This window comes from Sphingobium sp. FG58 (assembly GCF_057809055.1).
Genome location: NZ_JBMDJF010000008.1, coordinates 151,533 through 172,605 on the forward strand (window position 1 = coordinate 151,533; position 21,073 = coordinate 172,605).

Here is a 21,073-nt window from a genome sequence, read left to right on the forward strand (position 1 = left end):
GGTCAGGCCTTGAAGACGACGGTGCGCGCGCCGTTCAGGAACACCCGGCCCTGCAAATGATGCTGCACGGCTGTCGCCAGCACCCGCCGTTCGATGTCGCGCCCCTTGCGCACCAGATCGTCGGGCGTGTCGGCATGGCCGATCGCCTCGACATCCTGATGGATGATCGGCCCTTCATCCAGGTCCGCGGTCACATAATGCGCCGTCGCGCCGATCATCTTGACCCCGCGCTCATGCGCCTGATGATAGGGCTTGGCACCCTTGAAGCCCGGCAGGAAACTATGGTGGATATTGATGCACCGGCCGGATACGAACCCGGCCAGATCGTCACTCAAAATCTGCATGTAGCGCGCCAGCACGATCAGGTCCGCGCCAGTCTCGTCAACGATCGCCTTGATCCGTGCTTCCTGCTCGGCCTTCGTGTCCTTCGTCACCGGCAGATGGTGGAAGGGGACATTGCCGATCAGCGATATGGTCAGCGCCTCGCGCGGATGGTTGCAGATGATGCCCACCACATCCATGTCCAGCTCGCCGATCCGCCAGCGATAGAGCAGGTCGCCCAGGCAATGGTCGAATTTGCTGACCAGCAGCAGCACCTTCTGCCGTTCGCTGCGGCGGCGCAGGCTCCATTCCATGCCACGCTTCTGCGCCACGTTGGTGAAGGCCGCGCGCAGCCCGTCGATGCTGCCGTCCGCCGCCTCAAACTCCACCCGCATGAAGAAACGGTCGGTCAGCTTGTCGTTAAACTGCTGGGCGTCGGTAATATTGCCGCCCTGCTGCGCCAGAAAGCCGGCGACGTCGGCCACCAGGCCGGGCCGGTCGTCGCATTGCAGGGTCAGGGTGCAAATCTCGGTCACATCGCTTCTCCGCTCAAATCGCGCCGCCTTTAGCGGCTTTTTGTATAATCGTTGATCCATTCGACCGTGCGGGCGAGGCCGCCAAATGGATAGAAATGTAGTCGCACCTTGCCATGCTGGCTTCCCAGCCCTTTGCCAAGGGCATCGACCAGCTTATCCGGACCAGCGGTGCCGATCAGCTTGGTGATCGAAATGCCATATTTGGTCAGCACTGACGCGGACGCCCCCACGCCGCAGCGCGCGGCAAAGCGCATCAGCGTCTTGATCCCCGCAGGGCCGGGAATGCCGATCCGCACGGGCGCATTTATGCCGCGTGTGCGCAACTCCGCCAGCCAGGACAGCACGGGTGCCGCGTCGAAACTGAACTGGGTGACGATCAGCGGGGCCATGCCACGCGCTTCTATCTCGGCGCATTTGGCGATCAATATGTCGAAACATTGGTCGGGCGTCATATTGGGATGACCCTCCGGGTGGCCGCCAATGCCGATCGCCTTGATCCCCGCCCGCTCGAACGCCCCGGTGCGGATCAGCGACATGCTGTCTGTATAGGGACCGGCGGCTTCAGGCGGATCGCCCGCAATGATGAAGCAGCGGGTGACGCCCGCCTCCCGCACCACAGCGGCCAGATAGGCCTCGAAATCGTCGCCCGACTCCAGACGACGGGCGGAAAAATGCGGCATCGGTTCAAAACCCAGCGCCCGCACCGTCCGCGCTGCCTCGATCCGCGCCTCCAGCGATTCGCCCGGCAGGAAGGTGACGGCGACCGGGGTTTCAGGGGCCATGGCGGGCGCGGCCTCGCGCAGTGCATCAATGTCTTTCGCAGTAATTTCCAGCGAATAGCCATCGGTCATGCCCTTTGGCGGCAAATCCCAGTTCGGATGGATCGACGGCAGGCTCATGTCTCTCTCCCGGTAGCATTCGATCAGGGGTGGCCAGCAGGACGAATGCGGCGTGCCTCTCCCCGGCGCATTTTCCCCTAGCCTATCCGTAAACATTCGTATAGATGAAAACTTCATGGATACGAAAACGTCCGATCAGGGCAGCCAGGCCGCGCCGCTCATCATCCTTCCGGGGTTGATGTGCGATTCGCGCATGTTCGCTGAACTGGTCGCTGCTTTCCCCGCAGCCCAGGTGATTGACGGCTTTTACGCCGGGTGCGACCGGATAGAGGCGATGGCCGACTATGCGCTGGCGCGGATGCCCGCGCGCGTCTCGCTACTCGGTCATTCCATGGGCGCGCGCATAGCGCTGGAGCTTGTGCGCAAGGCACCCGAACGGGTCGAGCGACTCGCGCTGGTCGATACAGGCGTTCACTGCCCGAAACCCGGCGAACGCGAAGCGCGCTATGCGCTGCGCGATATTGGTCGCGAACAGGGCATGGCCGCGCTGGTCGCACGCTGGCTGCCGCCGATGGTCGGCTTTGCGGGCTTGCGCAACGAACCCCTGATGGACAGCCTCTACACAATGGCCGTTTCGGCAGGCCTGCCCGTGTTTGAGGCGCAGATAGAGGCACTGCTGGGCCGCCCGTCCGTCGATGCGCTGCTGCCGACCATAGCCTGCCCGACGGTCGCGATGGTCGGACGCCAGGACCAATGGTCCCCGGTCGCCCAGCATGAAGCGATTGTCGCCGCGATACCCGGCGCGCAGCTGCGCATCGTCGAAGGCGCGGGCCATATGATGCCCGCCGAAGCGCCACAGGCTTTCAACAGGTTGGTCGGGGAATGGCTCACCATCCCTGCTGCACCCGATTTCCCTAATATTTCCAATCATGCCAAAGGAGAGGTTTGAATGACCGACAAGTCCCTGCAACAACTGCTCGATGAAAAGGGCGACATCGTCGAATTCCTGCGCAACCAGCAGGTCGGCCCCAACGCCTATCCGGGCGTTCCGGGCGAATATAGCAACTGGCGCGACGAACAGCGCAGCTGGGCGGAAAGCTCGGTCCTGTTCAACCAGAGCTTCCACATGGTCGACCTGCTCGTCACCGGCCCCGGCGCGTTCGACATGCTCGCCTATCTCGCCCCCAACAGCTTCAAGGGCTTCGTGCCGAACCGCGCCAAGCAGTTCGCGCCCGTTACGCCCGAAGGCTATGTCATCGGCGACGTCATCCTCTTCTATCTGGAAGAAGAAAAGTTCGAGCTGGTCGGCCGCGCGCCCTCGATCGAATGGGTCGAATATTGGGCCTCGACCGGCAAGTGGGACGTGAAGGTCGAACGCGACGAACGCACCGCCGCCCGTCCGCTCGACCAGCAGGGCTATCGCCGCAACTATCGCTTCCAGCTGCAGGGGCCAAACGCCATGCCCGTGCTGGAAAAGGCGATGGGCCAGACTCCGCCGGACCTTAAATTCTTCCACATGGCGCCGATCATGATCGCTGGCGTCGAAGTGCGCGCGCTGCGCCACGGCATGGCCGGCCAGCCGGGCTACGAGCTGTTTGGTCCCTGGAAGGATTATGACACCGTCCGCAACGCGTTGATCGAAGCGGGCAAGGATTATGGCCTCACCCTGTGCGGTGGTCGCACCTATTCGTCCAATACGCTGGAATCGGGCTGGATCCCGTCGCCGCTACCCGCCACCTATACCGGCGAAGGTTCCAAGGCGTTCCGCGAATGGCTGCCCGCCAAATCCTATGAAGGCATGTGCTCGCTCGGCGGCAGCTTCGTCTCCGACAATATCGAGGATTATTATCTCAACCCGTGGGAGTTGGGCTATGGCATCATGGTCAAGTTCGACCATGACTTCATCGGTCGCGAAGCGCTGGAAAAGGTCAAGGATCAGCCGCACCGCCAGAAGGTGACGCTGGCCCTCGACAATGAAGATATCGTCCGCGTCATGAGTTCGATGCTCCAGACCGGCGACAAGGCCAAGTTCCTGGAATTCCCCAGCGCGGTCTATTGTATGCACCCTTACGACGCGGTGCTGAAGGACGGCAAGACCATCGGCCTGTCCACCTGGATCGGCTACACCATCAACGCCGGCCGCTTCCTGGCGCTGGCGATGGTCGATGCCGAATATGCCGAACCCGGCACCGAAGTGACCCTACTGTGGGGCGAACCCAATGGCGGCACCTCCAAGCCGACCGTCGAACGTCACGTCCAGACCGAAATCAAGGCGATCGTCTCCTCGGTCCCCTATTCGGAAGCCGCCCGCGACAATTATGCCGACGGCTGGCGCACGAAGAAGGCCTGATCACTTTTTGTGAGCGGGAGGAACGGGGGATGCCGAAAGGCGTCCCCCGTTTTCGTTGGGGTTGCTGCAACCCTGTGGCTGCCTTAAATTGCACCAATAATAAGATTACTGTTCCCCATGTGGAGGCATTTATGGCAACCGTTCGCAAGACCATCACGCTCACCGTGCAGCAGGATGCCTGGATCGCCGCACAGATCGAGGCGGGAAGCTACACCAATGACAGCGAAGCCATCCGCGATCTTATCCGCCGCGAACAGGAACGCAGCTTTGAAGTCGAAACGATCCGCCAGGCCCTGATCGAGGGTGAACAGAGCGGCGAAGCCGAACCCTTTGATTTTACCGCGTTCAAGCAGCGCAAATCCGCCCAGCATGGCTGAATATCGCCTCAGTCCGCGGGCGCAGCGCGATCTGGAAGGGATATTTGATTATACGGTAGCGAAATGGGGTCTCTCCCAAGCCCTGCACTATACCGATCTCATCGAAGCCGCCTGCGCCGAACTGGCCGAAGCGCCGCAACGCGCCCAAAATTGCGCCAACATCCGACCCGGCTACCGGCGACGTAATATCGAGCGGCACATCCTCTATTTTCGAGAGACAAGCTACGGCATCGCCATCATCCGAGTCCTGCACCACCGCATGGACGCCATCCGTCATCTTTAGGACGGACTGAACTGCAGTTGGTAGGCGACCAAATCATGCGTCGCCATATCCGTCACTCCGCCCCCACCTCAGCCGCCGCAAACAACTCGACCGCCTGCTCCAACTGCATCACCGCGCGGGCTTCCAGTTCCGCCGTGAAGCGGGGCAGGGGGATGGCGACGGAAAAGGCTCCCACCGCGACGCCATCGACCATCGCCGCTATGCCGAGGCCACAAATGCCCGGCGTATATTCCTCCCGCGTGCGCCCCACGCCCGACGCGCGGATCGCGGCGAGTTCGGCCCGCAACGCTGCCTCGTCGGTCAGGCTTTGCGGCGTGAACGGCTCCAGCGGCACCTGCGCGAAATAGGCGTCGATCTCGCTATCCGCCAGCGTCGCCAGCAGCGCCTTGCCAGCCGCCAGGCTATGCATCGGAATGCGCGTCCCAACGCTGATCGAATAGCGCAGCGACTGTTCCGCCGTCTCGGTGACGATGGCTTCCAGCTGCCACCCGTCGCGTACGAAGAAGGACGCCGTCTCATTGGTCTGGGTCCGCAGCGATTTGACCAGCGGCCGCACCTTGTCCGCCAGCGACAGCGCCATGCGCGGCGACACCAGCCGCGCCAGCGCCGGGCCGGGTAGATAACGCCGCCCCTCCCGCGCCAGATAATGCCGCTCCACCAGCGTTGCGAGCAGATAGGACAGGCTGCTGACCGGAATGGTCAGGCCCGCGGCAATCTCCTGCGCCACCACGCCAGCGGGCCGCGCGACGACATATTCGATGATGTCGATGGTGCGCATCGCCGATTTGACGGTGGACGGCGTGGTGCCATTCATGGGCTGCTAGCTCCCTTGGAAAATCAGACTGCCCCGCCGCTCGGCAAAGCGCCATCCCGCCGCGCTCAGGACGAAGCGGTCGTGAAACGATCCGACCTTAGGCGCGCCATCGCCCGTGAACAACAGCATCGCGCTTTCCCCCACGGCTTCGCTGGCGCTCACCACATCGATCACGATATTGGAACAGATATGCCGCGTCACCCGCGCCGGGCGGGCGAGGAACGCCGCCAGTATCGCCTCACGCCCCTGGACCCAATCGTCAGGTGCCGTCGGCCGCGCCATCCGCCCGTCGGGCGCATAAAGGTCCGCCACACCCCGCCAGTCGCCCGCATCGTTCAAATTGGCATAGAGCGCCACTAACCGCGCGCAATCCGCCTCGATGGCGCGTCGCTCCTCCGCCGTCACAGCCGCGCGTCCGCCAGATCAGCCCCCGCGCGCAGCGACCGCAGCTTCTTCCATGTCACCGCCGGGTCGATCTTGCCATAGCCCGCAAAGGTGCCGAAACCGCAATCGGTGCTGCCGATCACCCGCTCTTTGCCGACGATCCGGGCAAAACGCTCGATCCGTTGGGCGATCAGTTCGGGATGCTCGACATAGTTGGAACAGGTATCGATCAGGCCTGGGGCGAGGATTTTGTGATCGGGAATGGTCGCGTCGCGCCATACCGTCCATTCATGCTCGTGGCAGGGGTTCGCCCCCTCGAACAGGACCGTGGCTGGCCGCGCGGGCAGGATGATGTCGATCACCTTCTCCAGCGGTATGTCATGATCATGCGGCCCCTCATAATTGCCCCAGCAAATATGCATCCGCATCCGTTCGGGCGGAATATTGGCGGTCGCGGCATTGAGCGCTTCGACATTGGCCGCGGCGATTTTCAGAAATTCCTCTTCGCTCGCATCCTGATAGCCGGTATGCCGCGACATGGCGAGGTCTGGGCAATCGAGTTGCAGGTCGAACCCCGCCGCCACGATCGTCTCATATTCCTCGCGCATCGCATCGACCAGATCGGCGAGATAGGCTTCATGGCTGGGATAATGGCGATTGACCTGGAACGCGGTGATCAGCCCCGGCGACGCGGCATTCATGAAGGCGCGCACGCCCTCGCCATGCGGAGCCAGCGCCGCCTTGAACCGGCGAATATCGTCATGCAGCGGCGCCAGCGTCACCTTCCGCACCGGGCCGATGCAGGACGCCCGCGTGAAATCCTGACTGCCCATCATCACAGCCAACTTCTGCCGAAGGTCCGGCAACGGGGCGAGATCGGCGGCGGGCCTGCGGTCGGTATGCCCGCCAAAGCCCGACAGTCGCTCGATCATATAGGTCGAATAGCCCACCTTCCCCAATTCGCCATCGCTGACGATCGATACGCCCGCCTCGATCTGCGCAGTCACAGCCTCGGACACGGCAGCCTGCACCAATGTATCGAACGCCGCTGCGTCATAAGGCTCGCCCTTGTCGCGGGCCAGCAACAGCGGCGTCAGCGCGTCGCCGCGCGGCAGGCTGCCGACATGGGTGGTGGCAATGGGCATGAAGATCCTCCTCCTGTTTAGAGCATCCTGCCACAGTTTCGCGGATATGGATATATCACGGATATGAAAAAAAGGCGCCGAACCCCGTTCGGCGCCTGTCAGGAGGGATAGCGGAAATCAGGCTTCGCTGTCAGCCTTCGCCTTGGACAGGTCATAGCTGCCCAGACCCGGCTTGTAGCTCTTCTCGTCGATGAACTGGCGGATGCCTTCCTTGCGACCTTCGGTCTTGTCGTGGAAATTGGCGGCTTCCTGCATCCGCACCAGATAATCCTCAGCCTCGTCATAAGTCATGGTATTGACGCGACGCACGGCATCCTTGGCGAATTTGAGCGCGACCGGATTTTTCGACAGCAGCTTGTCGGCGACGGCGCGAGTGCGGTCCTTAAGCTGGTCGAGCGGCACGCTTTCATTGACCAGCCGCATCGCCGACGCCTGCTTGCCGTCGATCAGATCGCCGGTCAGAGTCAACCACATCGCGTCGCGCATCGATAGCAGGTCGACCACCACCTTGGTCACGCCGCCGCCGGGCAATATGCCCCAGTTGATTTCGGACAGGCCGAACTGCGCTTCATCGGCGCAGATGGCGAGGTCGCAGGCGAATAGCGGGCCAAAGCCGCCGCCAAAGCACCAGCCATTGACCATCGCGATCGTCGGCTTCTGGAACCAGCGCAGGCGGCGGAACCAGCCATAGCTTTCGCGCTGCGACTTGCGCACGCCGCGCAGGCCGTCAGCCTCGGTCTCGCGGAAATATTCCTTCAGGTCCATGCCCGCCGACCAGGCGGTGCCTTCGCCGCTGAGCACCAGCACGCCGACATCGTCGCGAAACTCCAGCTCGTCCAGCACCTCCATCATGCGCCGGTTGAGCGTCGGGCTCATCGCGTTGCGCTTGGCGGGGCGGGCGAAATTCACCCAGGCGATCCGGTCATCGACATGCACCGACACGACGTCTTTTTCGTTTTCCATCATCCTGCTCCCTGGCTGGTCCTGTGACAGGCGGGCCGGGGGCGGCCTCACCGAATATGTATGCTAGGGATACAATACGGGAGGCGGAATTGGCAAGCGAATTTTATGACGGCGTCAAATGCTGGACATAGCGCTGGCTTGACAACGTCCACATGCCACTAGATGATAACGATCGTTATTAAAAACATCGACATGATCGATGGAGCGAGGCGGGATGGACGTGAAGGGCAAAGTGGCGCTCGTGACCGGCGGCGCATCGGGTCTGGGCGAAGCGGTGGCGCTGGCCTTGCGCGACGCCGGAGCGCGGGTCGTGGTGCTGGACCGGCAGCTGGCCACGCTGACAGACATCGAGTCGATCCCTTGCGACATCACCGATGAAGCGGCTCTTGCAGCCATCATTACCACCATTGTCGATCGCCACGGCTCGATCGGCATCCTGGCCAATATGGCGGGCATCGGCGGCATTGGTTCCATCGCAACCCCTGCCGGTCCAGGCGACGTCGCCGCCTTTCGCCGGGTGATCGACGTCAATCTCATTGGCGCGGTCGCCGTCACCGCCCATGTCGCCCACGCCATGATCGCTAACGCCCCCGACGGCGCGGATGGCGAACGCGGCATCATCCTCAATGCCTGCTCGATCGCCTCGTTTGAAGGACAGGAAGGGATGGGGGCCTATGGCGCCTCAAAGGCGGCGCTGGCCGCACTGACGCTGATCTGGGCGCGCGACCTGTCGCGCCATGCGATCCGCTGCGTCGGGATAGCGCCCGGCTTTTTCGCCACCCCGATGACCGTGCATATGCCCGCCGCGCTGGTCGATGAGCTGATCGACGGCATGGAATTTCCCCGCCGCGCTGGCACCGCGCAGGAATTTGCCGACGCCGCCATGTTCCTGATCCGCAGCCCGATGATCAACGCCGAAGTGCTGCGGCTGGACGGCGGCGCGCGCCCCCCGGCCCGCACCCGCTGGACGGCAGCGGCCTGAACCCCTTTCCAAGCACAAGGCATATTAGCAGCATGGCCCAACCCCTCCCTCCCGCCGCCATCGCCGCCTTCGCCGCGATCGTTGGCAAGGATCATGTGTTTTTCGATGAAGCGGACCAGCTTGCCTATCAGGACAAGTTCGCCATCGACGACGCGCTCCATCATCCTGCCGGTGCGGTAGCGCCCGCCACGGTGGAGCAGGTGCAGGCGATCGTCCGCGTTGCGGCGGAACGTGGCCTGTCGCTCTGGCCGATCAGCCGGGGCAAGAATCTGGGCTATGGCGGTTCCGCACCTCTATTGGCGGGATCGGTCGTCCTCGACATGAGCCGGATGAAGAAGATCGACTATGACGAGGCGAACGGCACCGTGCTGCTGGAGCCGGGGGTCGGCTTCTACGATCTCTATGATTTCCTCAAGTCCAAGGGCATGAAGCATTGGCTGTCGGTGCCGGGCAATAGCTGGGGATCGGTCGTCGGCAATGCGCTCGACCGGGGGGTCGGCTATACCCCCTATGGCGAACATGCGGCGCGCATCTGCGGTATCGAAGCGGTGATGGCCGATGGGCTGGTCGTGCGCACCGGGATGGGGGCGCTCGACGGCGCACCGACCTGGCAGCTCTATCGTTTCGGCTTTGGTCCCAGCTGGGACCAGATGTTCGTTCAGTCCAATTTCGGCATCGTCACCAAAATGGGGCTTTGGCTGATGCCAGCGCCCGAATCGCTGATGGGCATGGATCTGGAATTTGACCGGCCGGAGGATTTGGGTCCGTTGATCGACGCCATCGCCCCGTTGCGACGCGAAGGGCTGTTGCAGCAGTCGCCCACCATCGGCAACTGGCTGCGCGCCGCCGCCGTGGTGACGACGCGCGACCAGTGGACCGACAAGCCCGGCGCGCTGGCGGACGATGTGATCGCGGCGATCCGCAAGAAATTCAATGTCGGCTGGTGGGGCGTCAGCCTGCGCCTCTATGGTCGCGAGTCGGTGAACAAGGCGGCTTATGCCGTGCTGGAACAGGCGATGGGTGCATTGAAACCCATGGCGATGCGCCCGACCAGCTGGAAGGCGGGCGAACCGATGGAGGCGAGCGGCTGGACCGGCACGCCGCTGACCATGCCGATGCAGAATGCGAACTGGCATGGCGGGCGCGGCGGCCATGTCGGCTTTTCGCCCATATTGCCGCAATCGGGCGCGGCGGCCATGGCGCAGTTCCAGCGCACCTATGCCCGCTACAAGGAATTTGGCATGGATTATCAGGCCAGCTTTGCGTTCGGCGAACGCCATCTCATCAACGTCAACGCCGTGCTGATCAACAAGGATGATCCCGCGCTGATGGGCCGGGTCGATCCCTTCCTCAAGCAACTGATCGCCGACGCCAAGGCCCAGGGCTATGGCGAATATCGGACCCATCTCGACTATATGGATGCGGTCGCTGCCACCTATGATTTCAACAAGGGCGCGCTGTGGCAGATCAACCGCAAGGTCAAGGATGCGCTCGATCCCAACGGCGTGATCGCGCCGGGCAAGAGCGGCATCTGGCCCACCCGCAAGGCGGGAGGCCGGGCATGATGCGGCGGGGATGGATGGTATTGGTAGCGTCCGCCCTGGTGCTGGCCGGGGCAGCGTGCGGCCGCGCGAACGAGAGCGCGTCGGCACCGGCGGCCAAGGGACCGCCGCCGCTGCCCGCGCCTGAAACCCTTTCGTCCCGGCCCAAGGCGGGACCGGGCGAGCGGCTTTATCTCGAAAAATGCGCCATGTGCCATGGGCCGGGCGGCATGGGGACGGGACTGCTGGCGCGCCGGACGGAACAGCCTTTGCTCGAAAAGCGCACCGACCTGACCGTCGATTATGTGGTGCAGGCCGCGCGCATGGGGATCGGCAACATGCCCGCCATTCCGCGTGGCGAGGTGAGCGACGCGGACATGGACCTGATCGCGAAACATCTGGCGCGAGCCGGGGAGGGGGGACAATGACCATCGTGACAAGGCGCGGCTTTCTGGCCAGCGCAGCGGTGGCGTCCGCCCTCGCCGGATCGGGCGGCGCGATGGCCACGCGGCCGGGCGGGGCGCTGCTGCTGCATGATCCGGGCCTTGGCGCAGGACAGCGTTTTGCTGCGCGGGCGAGCGCGCTGGGCGGTGCGTCACTGGCGCTGGAGGGGGACCGGGTACGACAATTGCGCGGCCTGCTGGCCGGCGAACCGACATCGATGTTCGGCGTCACCCGGCGCAGCGATGAACTGCTGATCGGCGAGATTGCAGCGGAAGCAGGCTATCGCCGCGTCGCGCTGGTCCTGCATCGCGCCGTCGGCGTGATGGTGCCGATCTGCGCGCCCGATGGCGCAACCATCGCCACGCTGGCACGCCTCGCTGGCGTGCGCTGGCCCGAAGCCTTTGCCGAACTGGCGCTGGGCGGGGTGGAGCAGTGCGAAATCATTCCGGTGACAGGAGCAACGGAACCGGCGCTCAGCTGGGTGCTGGTCCGGTCCCGCTAACCGGCTAGCGCTTAATGATCAGCGACTCCGGCCGCTTGCGTGGCACCCACTCGCCCCGACCAGGGAATTTGCTCAGCACGGCGCCGTCCCACAGCCGCACGGTGCGGCGGCGGAAACGCCACTCGCCATCTTCGCCTTTGACAGCATGATCATCATACCAGCCTGCAAAACGCAGCAGGTAGGGCGGCTCGCCTTCACATTCCGTGACGAAGGCGAAGGACCGCATGGTGCAGCCGCCATCGTCCTGCGGCCTATATTGAACCTGCGTCACATGATGCTGGCGACCCGGAAAGCCCGGCGCGTTGCGATAATGTTCGGCAATCCCGCGAATCCCCTCATGCCCTTCCCAGATATCGGGTTCGTCAAACACCTCCTCCACCATCCGCGCATCGGGCGTGAAGCAGGCGACCAGCGCATCGACATCGCCCGTATCCAACGCCCAGCTATAGGCGGCAATCAGATCCTGTAGGGCGATCCGGTCCTCGATGGGCAGGCTTGGCATGATAGTCACTCTCCTGTTTTCACTCTCTTGACGCAACAATAACATTCGTTACTATTATGCGCAACTGGCGATAAGAATGATAGGCGAGAGGGTGCATGGGAAAGATCATCATTTCAGGGGCTTCCGGCGCATTCGGCCGCGCCGCCGCAGCCCTGCTGCTGGACAAGGTCGCGCCGCAGGACATCATCCTGCTATCGCGCACGCCTGCTAAGTTAGCCGACTTTGCCGCCAAAGGCGCCGACGTCCGCTTCGCCGATTTCGATGTTCCGGCAACTCTTTCCGCTGCGATGGCAGGAGGCGAACGGATGCTGCTGATCAGCACCGCCCGCGTCGGCACCCGCGTCGGCCAGCATCGCAACGCGGTGGAGGCGGCGGTCGCCCAAGGGGTGCGCCACATCGTCTATACGTCGATCATTGCCGCCGACGAACCGGGCAATCCCGCCATCGTCAAATATGATCATCGCGCGACCGAGGAAATCATCGAGGCGTCGGGCGCAGCCTGGACCCATTTGCGCGACAGCCAATATGCCGAAGCGGTCGCCGCCGCGATGGTCATCCCCGCGCTGATCGCCGGGACCAAGCCCGACAATTGCGCTGATGGCCCGGTCGCCTTCGTCAGCCGCGACGATTGCGTCGCCACCGCCGTGGGCGTGCTGACCCAGCCGGGTCACGAAAATAAGGCCTATACGCTGACCGGCCCGGACCTCGTCACCATTCCGCAAGCGATGGCGATGGCCAGCGACATTGCGGGCAAGCCGATCGTCGTCGAACCGGTCGATGACGACGCCATGTTCGCCTATTTCGATTCGCTCGGCATCCCCCGCCATGCGTCCGACATCGCGCCCGATGGCCCCATTCCCTGGTCGAGCGATGACATGGTCACCTTCGGCCAATCGATCCGCGAAGGCTATTTTGCCCAGGCCACCGATTGCGTCGAACGGATCACAGGCAAGAAGCCCAAATCGCTGCACGAGGTCATGCTGGCGCACAAGGGGAGCTGGCCGCTGTGAGAGGCGCAATTCTGGCTTTGCTGTTACTGGCGGGTTGCGCGGCGGGCGACAAAGGCGGCGCGGGCGACGACTGGCCTTTTACCGGGGGCGATGTCGGCGGCAGCCATTTTTCGCGGCTGACCGATATCGACGCGGGCAATGTCGAACGGCTCGGCCTCGCCTGGTCGCATGATCTGGGCACCAACCGGGTGCAGGAAGCCACCCCGGTGGTGGTCGATGGCGTGATGTACACCAGCGGCAATCTCGGCCGGGTCTATGCGCTGGACGCCGCGACCGGCGCGTCGCTCTGGACGTTCGAGCCGGAAGTGGACATGCAGGCCAACCGTTCGGCCTGTTGCGACCAGGCCAATCGCGGTGTGGCCGTGGCCGATGGCAAGGTGATGGTCGGCGCGCTCGACGGGATGCTCTACGCGCTCGACGCAAAAACCGGCGCGGTGGTCTGGAAGGCCGTCACCGTCACCGATCACAGCCGCGGCTACACCAGCACGGGTGCGCCGGAAGTCGCGGGCGATCTGGTGCTGATCGGCAATGCGGGCGCGGAATATGACGCGCGCGGCTATGTCACCGCCTATCGCATCGCCGATGGCAAGCAGGCGTGGCGCTTCTTCACCGTGCCGCATGATCCCAAAACCGGCCCGCAGGAAAATCCCGCGCTCGATGCTGCGCTCAAGACCTGGGACAAGGACAGCCGCTGGGACATTGGCGGCGGCGGTACGGTATGGGATGCGATCAACTATGATCCGGCCTTCGACACTGTCTATATCGGTGTCGGCAATGGCGGACCCTATGCGATAAAGACGCGATCGCCCAAGGGCGGCACCAACCTCTATCTCTCCTCCATCGTCGCGCTGGATCGCAAGACGGGCGCGGTCAAATGGCATTATCAGGAAACGCCGGGCGACAGTTGGGACTATACCGCGACCCAGCCGATGGTGCTGGCCGATGTCGAGGTGGAGGGGAAGGTCCGCCCCGCCATCCTCCATTCGCCCAAGAACGGCTATCTGTTCGTGATCGACCGGGAAACCGGCAAGCCGCTGCGGATCAATGCGCTGGTGCGGACCAACTGGACCAAGGGGTTCGACAAGGACGGCGTTGCGCAGATGACGCCCAAAAATGTCGATTACTGGAACGGCCCGCGCATCGTCTATCCAGCCTCGGCAGGCGCGCGCAACTGGTATCCCGCCGCTTATGACCCGACGCGCAAACTCTATTTCGCGCATGTGCTGGACATGGGCAATCTCATGTTCGGCCCGCCACCCGGCACGCCGGAACAGGCGCGCCGTGCCAAGGCGCTGAACGTCCAGACGACCCTGATCTTCACGCCGATGCTGCAACAGGTGCTGCCGACGCTGCCCGCTGCGATCCGCGATCAGGTGGAGAAGCTGCCCGAAATGCAATGGGTGGAGGACAAGCCCTATAGTTCCGAACTGCGCGCGATCGATCCGCTGACCGGCAAGGCGAAATGGGCAGTGCCGACGCAGGGGTGGCAGGACCGGATGGGGACGCTGGCCACCGCGTCGGGGCTGGTGTTTCACGGCACGATCGGTGGCAAGCTGATGGTGCGGGACGCGGACACCGGCAAGCTGCTCAAAGAGATTGATACCGGCAGTTCGATCATGGCCGCGCCGATGACCTACCGGGTCAAGGGTGTGCAATATGTGGCGGTAGCGACCGGCTTTGGCGGCGGCGGCTGGGGCTTTGTGCCGGAATATTCCGCGGCCTATCGCTATGGCAATGCCAACCGACTGCTGGTGTTCAAACTGGATGGCGCACCGGTGAAGAAGCCCGGGCCGCTGCCGCCATTGGAGGTTGCCTCCCCACCGCCCGCGCAGAAGTCGGGGGTTAACCCCGCGATGATCGCGCGGGGGCAGGGGCTGTTCTTCCAGAATTGCGCCATCTGCCACAGCAACCAGTTGCGATCGACCGCACCCGACCTGCGGCGGATGCAGCCTGCGACCCATGACATGTTCGGCGCGATCGTGCGCGACGGCCTGTTGCTACCGGGCGGGATGCCGCGCTGGGACGATCTGCTGTCGATGCAGGATGTCGATGCGATCCACGCCTGGCTGATCGCCGAGCAGGGCGCGTTGCGGGCGCGCGAGACGAAGCTCAAGGCGGCGGGCAAGCCGCTCGATGCGCCCAGCATCGCCGTTATGTCGAATTTTTAGGATCATCCATGGAAGATACCGACATCATCGTCGTGGGCGGCGGATCGGCCGGGGCCGCCATGACCGGGCGGCTGGCCGAAGCCGGGCTGGCCGTCACCCTGATCGAAGCGGGCAAGACCGACCGGCATATGCGTTCGCGCGTGCCTGCACTGACCAGCGCGATCGTACAGAATCCGGACTATGACTGGTGTTATCAGGTCGAACCAGACCCGACGCTGGGCGGGCGGGCGGACATCTGGCCCGCGGGCAAGCTGCTGGGCGGGGGGAGCGCGCTCAATGGCATGATGTTCATTCGCGGCCATCGCTGGGACTATGACCAGTGGGCGGCGATGGGCGCGGACGGCTGGGACTATGCGTCGGTGCTGCCCTATTTCCGGCGGATGGAAGATAATGAGCGTGGCGCGGATACATGGCGCGGGACTGGCGGCCCGATCGCGGTGTCGGAAGGACGCGCGCGCTATCCGATCACCGACCAGTGGATCGCGGCGGCGCAACAGGCAGGCATAGCCCGTTCGACCGACCTGAATGGGCAAAGCGCCGAGGGCGTCGATTATGTCCAGGTATCGCAGCGCAACGGCGCCCGCTGTTCAGCGGCGCGGGGCTATCTGCACGAACGGCGCGGTGGCAAGGCGCCGACCGTCCTGCTGGAGGCGCAATTATTCCGGCTGTTGATCGAAGATCAGCGCGCGGTCGGGATCGTCTATCGTCAGGACGGCGTCGAGAAAATCCTGCGCGCGCGGCATGGCGTGGTGCTGTCGGCAGGCGCGATGAATACGCCGCGCCTGCTGATGCTGTCGGGCATCGGCCCGGCCGATCATCTGGCGGATATGGGCATACAGGTTGTGCGCGACCTGCCCGGCGTCGGCCGCAATTTGCAGGATCATGTCGGCACCCATGTCGTCAACGAAGTCGATGGCGCGACGCTCAACAGCGATGCGCAGGGACTGCGCGGGGCCTGGCAGGTGCTGCGCTATGCTTTGGCGAAACGCGGCGCGCTGACCACAGCGATCGGTCATGCACAGGCGTTCGTCAAAAGTCGGGCGGACTTGCCCGCGCCCAATCTCCAGATCAGCTTTGCTGCCTTCGCCTTCGACTTTGACGAGCGCGGCCGGTTGATGCTGCGGAAAAATCCGTCCGTGTCGACGCTGGTCGGCCTGATGCGGCCCAGCCATCGCGGGCGGATCACGCTGCGTTCGCCCGATCCGCTGGCCCCGCCGGTCATCGCGCACCGGCAACTCGACAGTGAGCTGGACATAGAACAGATCGTCGAAGGCATCGGCATCGCTCGCGATATTCTGCGCCAGTCGGCCATCGCGGCGCATGTGAAATCGGAACTGCGCCCCGGCGCGGCGCTGACCGATGCGGCGCAGTTGCGCGACTATGTGAAGATGGCGTCGATCCCACTCTATCATCCGGTCGGCACTGCCCGGATCGGGCATCGCGATGATCCGGCCGCTGTGGTCGACGCGGATTTGCGCGTCATTGGCATGGACGGGCTTTGGGTCGCCGATGCGTCGGTGATGCCGTCGCTACCGGCGGGCAATACCAATGCGACCGCGATCATGATCGGCGACAAGGGTGCGGATCATGTTCTCAAGACCCTGCGCCGCAACACGCGGCAGGCGGCATAAAGGTTGCACAGGCATACATTCTACGCTTGCAATAATAGTAACGAATGTTAGTATAAATCCCAGGAGAGAATAAGGAACCAAGGGCGATGCCAAGCTATCCCCAGACCATCCATTTCATCGGGCTGAACACGCCCGTGGGCATCGAATGGTCCGCGCGCAATCTGGACGTGATCGGCACGATCCCTGCCGAGATTGACGGCGCCTTCTTCCGCGCCGTGCCAGACCCTGCTCATCCGCCGATGTTCGACGATGATGTCGTACTGTCAGGCGACGGCATGGTCGCGAAATTCGCCATTCATGACGGCAAGGTGGATTATGCGATCCGCTATGTCGAAACCGAACGCTATCGGCTGGAAAAGGACGCGCGGCGCGCCCTTTTCGGCCGGTATCGCAACCCCTTCACCGACGACGCCAGCGCCGCCGGTTGCGACCGCACCGTCGCCAACACCACGCCGGTCTGGCACGCCGGGCGGCTGCTGATGACCAAGGAGGACGGCCTTGGCTATCAGGTCGATCCCGACACGCTGGAGACGTTGGGCCGCTGGGATTATGATGGCGCGCTCAAATCCCAAACCTTCACCGCTCATCCAAGGGTTGATCCACAGACCGGCGAGATCTTCTTCTTCGGCTATGAAGCCGACGGGCTGTGTTCGACGAAAATTTCCTACGCGATCGCGGATCGTGACGGCAAGCTGATCTCCGAACAATGGTTCGACCAGCCCTATTGTTCGAGCGTCCATGATTTCGCGATCACCGAACATTATGCGATCTTCCCGATCTTTCCGACCACAGCCGATCTGGATCGGCTGAAAGCGGGCGGGGAGCACTGGGCGCATCATCACGATCTGGAAAGCTGGGTCGGCATCATGCCGCGTTATGGCAAGGTAGAGGAGATGCGCTGGTTCAGGGGGCGCAACGGCGTGTCGGCCTTCCATCTGGTGAACGCATTCGAACAGGACGGCTTCGTTCATCTGGACCTTTGCCTGTCGGACAGCAACGCCTTTGGTTTCATGCGGGAGGCTGGCGGTATTCAGTGTGACCAGCGTGAGATTCAGGGCGGGTTGACCCGATGGACCTTCGACCTGACCAAAGATGGCGATGTGTTCGAAGAACGGCTGATCGGGCCGCCGGGCGACATGCCGCGTCTGCGCGATGTCGATCAGGGGCGGCCCTATCGGGCAGCCTGGTATCTGTCGATGAACCCGCAGGGTGGCCCGCCACTGCTGGGCGGACCTGTCGGTTTTGCTTTCAACGCGCTGTTGCGGATCGAACCCGGCAATGGCCGCATCGACATGATGGGGCTGGAGCCTGGCATGGCGATCAGCGAGCCGGTGCATGTGCCATCGCCACAGGAGGGGCATGACGGCTGGCTGCTGATGGTTGTTGATCGGCAGACGGGCGAGGCGGATTTCAAGTCCGAACTTTGGGTGGTGGAGGCCGGTGCGATCGCCGCTGGCCCCGTCGCCCGTGTGCCGATGCCGCTGCCGATGCGGGCGCAGGTTCATGGTGCCTGGGTGTCGGCGGCGCAATTGGCGGATGCACGTCGAAATCGGGCGAGGGCCGCTGCGTGATGGCTTGACAAATAGTAACGATCGTTATTTACTGCGGAAGAGGGTCGGAGCCGTAACAGTTGCGCGCCCCCTTCCAAAAAGAACTGGCACAGCAGAACAGTCTGACGAGCAGGACCAGAGGATGGCAGCAAAGGCAGACGCATAAGCGTCGCCCGGACCGGTATCGCCCCATGGGTGGTCCGGTGTCGTCCTCCCCATGCCCGGCGGGCTGAGAATAGGGAGGAAAAATAATGACATATATCTGGAAATCCGCGTTTAACGGCAGCGCCGCCAGCCTGGCGCTGGTCGCCGCGATGATCGCGACGCCCGCCCTGGCACAGGATGCAGCAGCGCCTGCACAGGCCGCCGATCAGTCGGGCCAGCCCGCCGACATCATCGTCACCGCCCAGTTCCGGGCGCAGAATTTGCAGGACACGCCGATCGCGATCACAGCCGTGTCGAGCGAAACGCTCGCCGCGCGCAGCCAGACCAGCGTCACCGACCTTGGCCAGTTCGCCCCCAACGTAGCCTTGGCCCCCGCGACCAGCCTTCAGGGCAATTCGGTTGCCGCCTTCATTCGCGGCGTGGGTCAGCTCGATTCCAGCTTTGCGCTGGAGCCGGGGGTCGGCATCTATATCGACGACATCTATTATGGCACCACCTATGGTGCGGTGATGGACCTCACCGATCTAGAGCGGGTCGAGGTGCTGCGCGGGCCGCAGGGGACGCTGGCGGGCAAGAACAGCGTCGGCGGCGCGGTCAAGCTGTTCAGCAAGAAGCCGGACGCGACGGCGGGCGGCTTTATCGAGGCTACCTATGGCAGCTATGACAAGCTGGAACTGCGTGGCAGCGCCAATATCCCGCTGACCGACAGCCTGTTCCTGCGCGTGTCGGGCGTGTCGAAAAATGTCGATGGCTATATGAAGCTGCTCGACTATGGCTGCGTCAATCCGGCGTCCGGCATCGCGCCCACCGGCACCAATGACAAGGGGTGCCAGGTCGGCACCGAAGGCGGAATCGACGTCATGGCCCTGCGCGCCGCGCTGCGTTACGCGCCCGCCGGATCGCCGCTGGAAATCAACATCGTGGCCGACGTGTCCAAGGATAATAGCGAAGCGGTCGCGACCAAATTGCTCTACGCCAACAATCCGCTGGTGCGCAGCTATGTGCCGGGCGATCCGACCGCAGGCATCCCGTTCGACAGCCGTTTCATCACCGCGTCGAAAAGCTACACCTCCTATGCCAATTATGCCACGGGCGGCAATTATACGACCGTGTTCGGCATCCCGACCCAGGTGGCCCCCGGCGGCTTTTCCGCCAGCCCGACCAGTTCGGTCAAGAGTTGGGGCATTGCCGGGACGATCGACTATGATGTGTCGGACATGCTCAAGCTCAAGTCGATCACCGGCTATCGCAAGGCCGATGGCACCAGCGCGATCGACGTGGATGGTTCGCCGCTCGCCATATTGTTGCAGCAGTTCAACTATGGCCACGAACAATTCACGCAAGAGTTACGCCTGAGCGCCAATTTCAACGACGCGGTCGATCTGACGGTGGGCGGCTTCTATTATAAAGCGACCGATCTGCTGACCGGCCGCAGCGCCATCCCGACTTTGCTGTTCGATTTCCTGGTCGATGACGTCGTCAAGAATCGCAGCGCATCCGCCTTTGCCCATGCCGAATTCCATGTCAGCGATGCGTTCAACGTGATTGCCGGGCTGCGCTACACCGACGACAAAAAGACCTATGATTATTCGCGCCGCAATACCGACGGCACTTTGCCCAGCGGCGCTTTCTTCACGCCCAATTTCCTGCTCGCCGGGCTGGACGGCCTGTCGGGGACGTTCAAGGGCAGCCGCCTCGATTATCGTCTGGGAGTCAATTATCGCTGGAGTGACCAGTTGATGACCTATGCCCAGGTGTCGACCGGCTTCAAGGGTGGCGGCATCAATCCGCGTCCGTCCGCGCCGGACCAGGTGCAGACCTTTGGTCCTGAAAAGCTGACCACTTATGAAGCCGGGTTCAAGGCGGACCTGATGGGTCGCATGATACGCCTCAACGGCGCTGTGTTCCTGAACGATTACAAGGATATGCAGCTCGTCCGCTACCAGTGTCCCGAAAGCGTTGTATTCTCCTGCTCGGTCCCGTCCAACGCTGGCGATGCTCGCGTGTTCGGCTGGGAACTGGAAGCTTCGCTCCATCCTACGGACGGCCTGTCGATCGACGCGTCCGCCGGTTATCTCGACTTTGATTATAAGAAGATCACCAACCCCGCGACGCTGGTGACCAAGGATATGATTGCCCCCTTCATCAGCAAATGGCAGCTGTCGGCGGGTATGCAATATGAGGCCGATCTGGGCGGGGCTGGCACGCTGACGCCGCGGATCGACTGGTCCTGGCGCTCCAACTATTTTTACAATGCCATCAACAACCCGTTCAACCAGATCAACGCGCCCCATCTGGTCAATGCGCGTCTGACCTATCAGGGGCCGGACAGGGACTGGTCGCTCAGCCTGGCCGTCACCAACCTGCTCGACAGCTATTATTATGCGGGCAAGGCGGAAAATGTCGGCAGTTTCGGCGTCGTCACCGGCGTGGTCGGGCGGCCGCGCGAATGGTCGGTCACGGCGAAAAAGAGCTTCTGAGAGTCCGTCTTGGAATGCGCCTTTGGCGCAACCGCACCGGCCCACACCCCCACCCGACCTCCCATTCAGGATACACTCTGTGGGCG

Annotated in this window: 20 protein-coding genes; 13 read left to right on the forward strand and 7 right to left on the reverse strand. The window is 63.2% G+C overall.

The genetic code is table 11. From position 1 onward, the window contains the following. Positions 1 to 2: 2 nt before the first annotated feature. Both purU and ACODR8_RS12205 read right to left on the reverse strand, forming a co-directional pair. Positions 3 to 857 (reverse strand): formyltetrahydrofolate deformylase, encoded by an 855-nt coding sequence (purU, locus tag ACODR8_RS12200; protein WP_489007485.1) that lies wholly within the window; start codon positions 855 to 857, stop codon positions 3 to 5. Positions 858 to 886: 29 nt separating this feature from the next. Then, positions 887 to 1,756, reverse strand: coding sequence for a methylenetetrahydrofolate reductase (locus tag ACODR8_RS12205; RefSeq protein WP_489007486.1), 870 nt, complete (start codon positions 1,754 to 1,756; stop codon positions 887 to 889). A 115-nt stretch (positions 1,757 to 1,871) separates the two neighbouring features. On the opposite strand from ACODR8_RS12205, the gene ACODR8_RS12210 reads away from it, so the two are divergent. The 4 genes from ACODR8_RS12210 (at position 1,872) to ACODR8_RS12225 (ending at position 4,706) form a co-directional block, all read left to right on the forward strand. After that, positions 1,872 to 2,645 (forward strand): alpha/beta fold hydrolase, encoded by a 774-nt coding sequence (locus tag ACODR8_RS12210; protein ID WP_489007487.1) that lies wholly within the window; start codon positions 1,872 to 1,874, stop codon positions 2,643 to 2,645. After that, positions 2,646 to 4,046, forward strand: a complete 1,401-nt coding sequence (desA, locus tag ACODR8_RS12215; protein ID WP_294134062.1) for a syringate O-demethylase — start codon at positions 2,646 to 2,648, stop codon at positions 4,044 to 4,046. A 131-nt stretch (positions 4,047 to 4,177) separates the two neighbouring features. After that, complete coding sequence (locus ACODR8_RS12220; protein ID WP_489007488.1) at positions 4,178 to 4,423, forward strand: type II toxin-antitoxin system ParD family antitoxin; 246 nt, start codon at positions 4,178 to 4,180, stop codon at positions 4,421 to 4,423. Then, positions 4,416 to 4,706 carry a type II toxin-antitoxin system RelE/ParE family toxin gene (locus ACODR8_RS12225; protein ID WP_489007489.1) on the forward strand — a complete coding sequence of 97 codons (291 nt, stop codon included), beginning with the start codon at positions 4,416 to 4,418 and terminating at the stop codon, positions 4,704 to 4,706. The genes ACODR8_RS12220 and ACODR8_RS12225 overlap by 8 nt, the downstream gene beginning before the upstream one ends. A 52-nt stretch (positions 4,707 to 4,758) precedes the next feature. Here the strand turns inward: ACODR8_RS12225 and ACODR8_RS12230 are convergent, their stop codons facing one another. From ACODR8_RS12230 to ACODR8_RS12245, 4 genes are all read right to left on the reverse strand, one after another. Next, positions 4,759 to 5,520: an IclR family transcriptional regulator gene (locus ACODR8_RS12230; protein ID WP_489007490.1), complete on the reverse strand. Its 762-nt coding sequence runs from the start codon at positions 5,518 to 5,520 to the stop codon at positions 4,759 to 4,761. Between the two features lie 6 nt (positions 5,521 to 5,526). Further along, the gene (locus tag ACODR8_RS12235) at positions 5,527 to 5,925 is read right to left on the reverse strand and encodes a nuclear transport factor 2 family protein (RefSeq protein ID WP_489007491.1); all 399 of its coding nucleotides are present in this window, start codon (positions 5,923 to 5,925) and stop codon (positions 5,527 to 5,529) included. After that, entirely contained in the window at positions 5,922 to 7,049 is a 1,128-nt protein-coding gene (locus ACODR8_RS12240) for a cobalamin-independent methionine synthase II family protein (protein WP_489007492.1), read from the reverse strand. The genes ACODR8_RS12235 and ACODR8_RS12240 overlap by 4 nt, the downstream gene beginning before the upstream one ends. 117 nt (positions 7,050 to 7,166) lie before the next feature. After that, positions 7,167 to 8,015, reverse strand: a complete 849-nt coding sequence (locus ACODR8_RS12245; protein WP_489007493.1) for a p-hydroxycinnamoyl CoA hydratase/lyase — start codon at positions 8,013 to 8,015, stop codon at positions 7,167 to 7,169. A gap of 211 nt (positions 8,016 to 8,226) precedes the next feature. Between ACODR8_RS12245 and ACODR8_RS12250 the strand changes: the two genes are divergently transcribed. From ACODR8_RS12250 to ACODR8_RS12265, 4 genes are read left to right on the forward strand one after another with little or no spacing between them, the layout of a single operon-like run. Further along, complete coding sequence (locus ACODR8_RS12250; protein ID WP_489007494.1) at positions 8,227 to 8,994, forward strand: SDR family NAD(P)-dependent oxidoreductase; 768 nt, start codon at positions 8,227 to 8,229, stop codon at positions 8,992 to 8,994. 32 nt (positions 8,995 to 9,026) lie between these two features. After that, on the forward strand, positions 9,027 to 10,559 hold the full coding sequence (locus ACODR8_RS12255; protein WP_489007495.1) for an FAD-binding oxidoreductase: 1,533 nt from the start codon (positions 9,027 to 9,029) through the stop codon (positions 10,557 to 10,559). Continuing rightward, entirely contained in the window at positions 10,556 to 10,963 is a 408-nt protein-coding gene (locus ACODR8_RS12260) for a c-type cytochrome (RefSeq protein WP_489007496.1), read from the forward strand. Before ACODR8_RS12255 ends, ACODR8_RS12260 begins: the two co-directional genes overlap by 4 nt. Further along, positions 10,960 to 11,481 carry a hypothetical protein gene (locus tag ACODR8_RS12265; RefSeq protein WP_489007497.1) on the forward strand — a complete coding sequence of 174 codons (522 nt, stop codon included), beginning with the start codon at positions 10,960 to 10,962 and terminating at the stop codon, positions 11,479 to 11,481. Before ACODR8_RS12260 ends, ACODR8_RS12265 begins: the two co-directional genes overlap by 4 nt. Before the next feature lie 4 nt (positions 11,482 to 11,485). On the opposite strand, the gene ACODR8_RS12270 is transcribed toward ACODR8_RS12265, so the two are convergent. Next, positions 11,486 to 11,983, reverse strand: a complete 498-nt coding sequence (locus tag ACODR8_RS12270) for a nuclear transport factor 2 family protein (RefSeq protein ID WP_489007498.1) — start codon at positions 11,981 to 11,983, stop codon at positions 11,486 to 11,488. Between the two features lie 95 nt (positions 11,984 to 12,078). Here ACODR8_RS12270 and ACODR8_RS12275 point away from each other — a divergent pair, with 95 nt between their 5' ends. The 5 genes from ACODR8_RS12275 to ACODR8_RS12295 all read left to right on the forward strand — a co-directional run bounded on the left by ACODR8_RS12275 (position 12,079) and on the right by ACODR8_RS12295 (position 20,987). Further along, positions 12,079 to 12,993, forward strand: a complete 915-nt coding sequence (locus tag ACODR8_RS12275) for an NAD(P)H-binding protein (RefSeq protein WP_489007499.1) — start codon at positions 12,079 to 12,081, stop codon at positions 12,991 to 12,993. Continuing rightward, the gene (locus tag ACODR8_RS12280) at positions 12,990 to 15,161 is read left to right on the forward strand and encodes a PQQ-dependent dehydrogenase, methanol/ethanol family (protein WP_489007500.1); all 2,172 of its coding nucleotides are present in this window, start codon (positions 12,990 to 12,992) and stop codon (positions 15,159 to 15,161) included. Before ACODR8_RS12275 ends, ACODR8_RS12280 begins: the two co-directional genes overlap by 4 nt. Before the next feature lie 8 nt (positions 15,162 to 15,169). After that, positions 15,170 to 16,792 carry a GMC family oxidoreductase gene (locus ACODR8_RS12285; protein WP_489007501.1) on the forward strand — a complete coding sequence of 541 codons (1,623 nt, stop codon included), beginning with the start codon at positions 15,170 to 15,172 and terminating at the stop codon, positions 16,790 to 16,792. Positions 16,793 to 16,878: 86 nt separating this feature from the next. Further along, positions 16,879 to 18,363: a lignostilbene-alpha,beta-dioxygenase NOV2 gene (nov2, locus tag ACODR8_RS12290; protein WP_489007502.1), complete on the forward strand. Its 1,485-nt coding sequence runs from the start codon at positions 16,879 to 16,881 to the stop codon at positions 18,361 to 18,363. A gap of 230 nt (positions 18,364 to 18,593) precedes the next feature. Continuing rightward, entirely contained in the window at positions 18,594 to 20,987 is a 2,394-nt protein-coding gene (locus ACODR8_RS12295; protein ID WP_489007503.1) for a TonB-dependent receptor, read from the forward strand. Positions 20,988 to 21,073 lie beyond the last annotated feature (86 nt).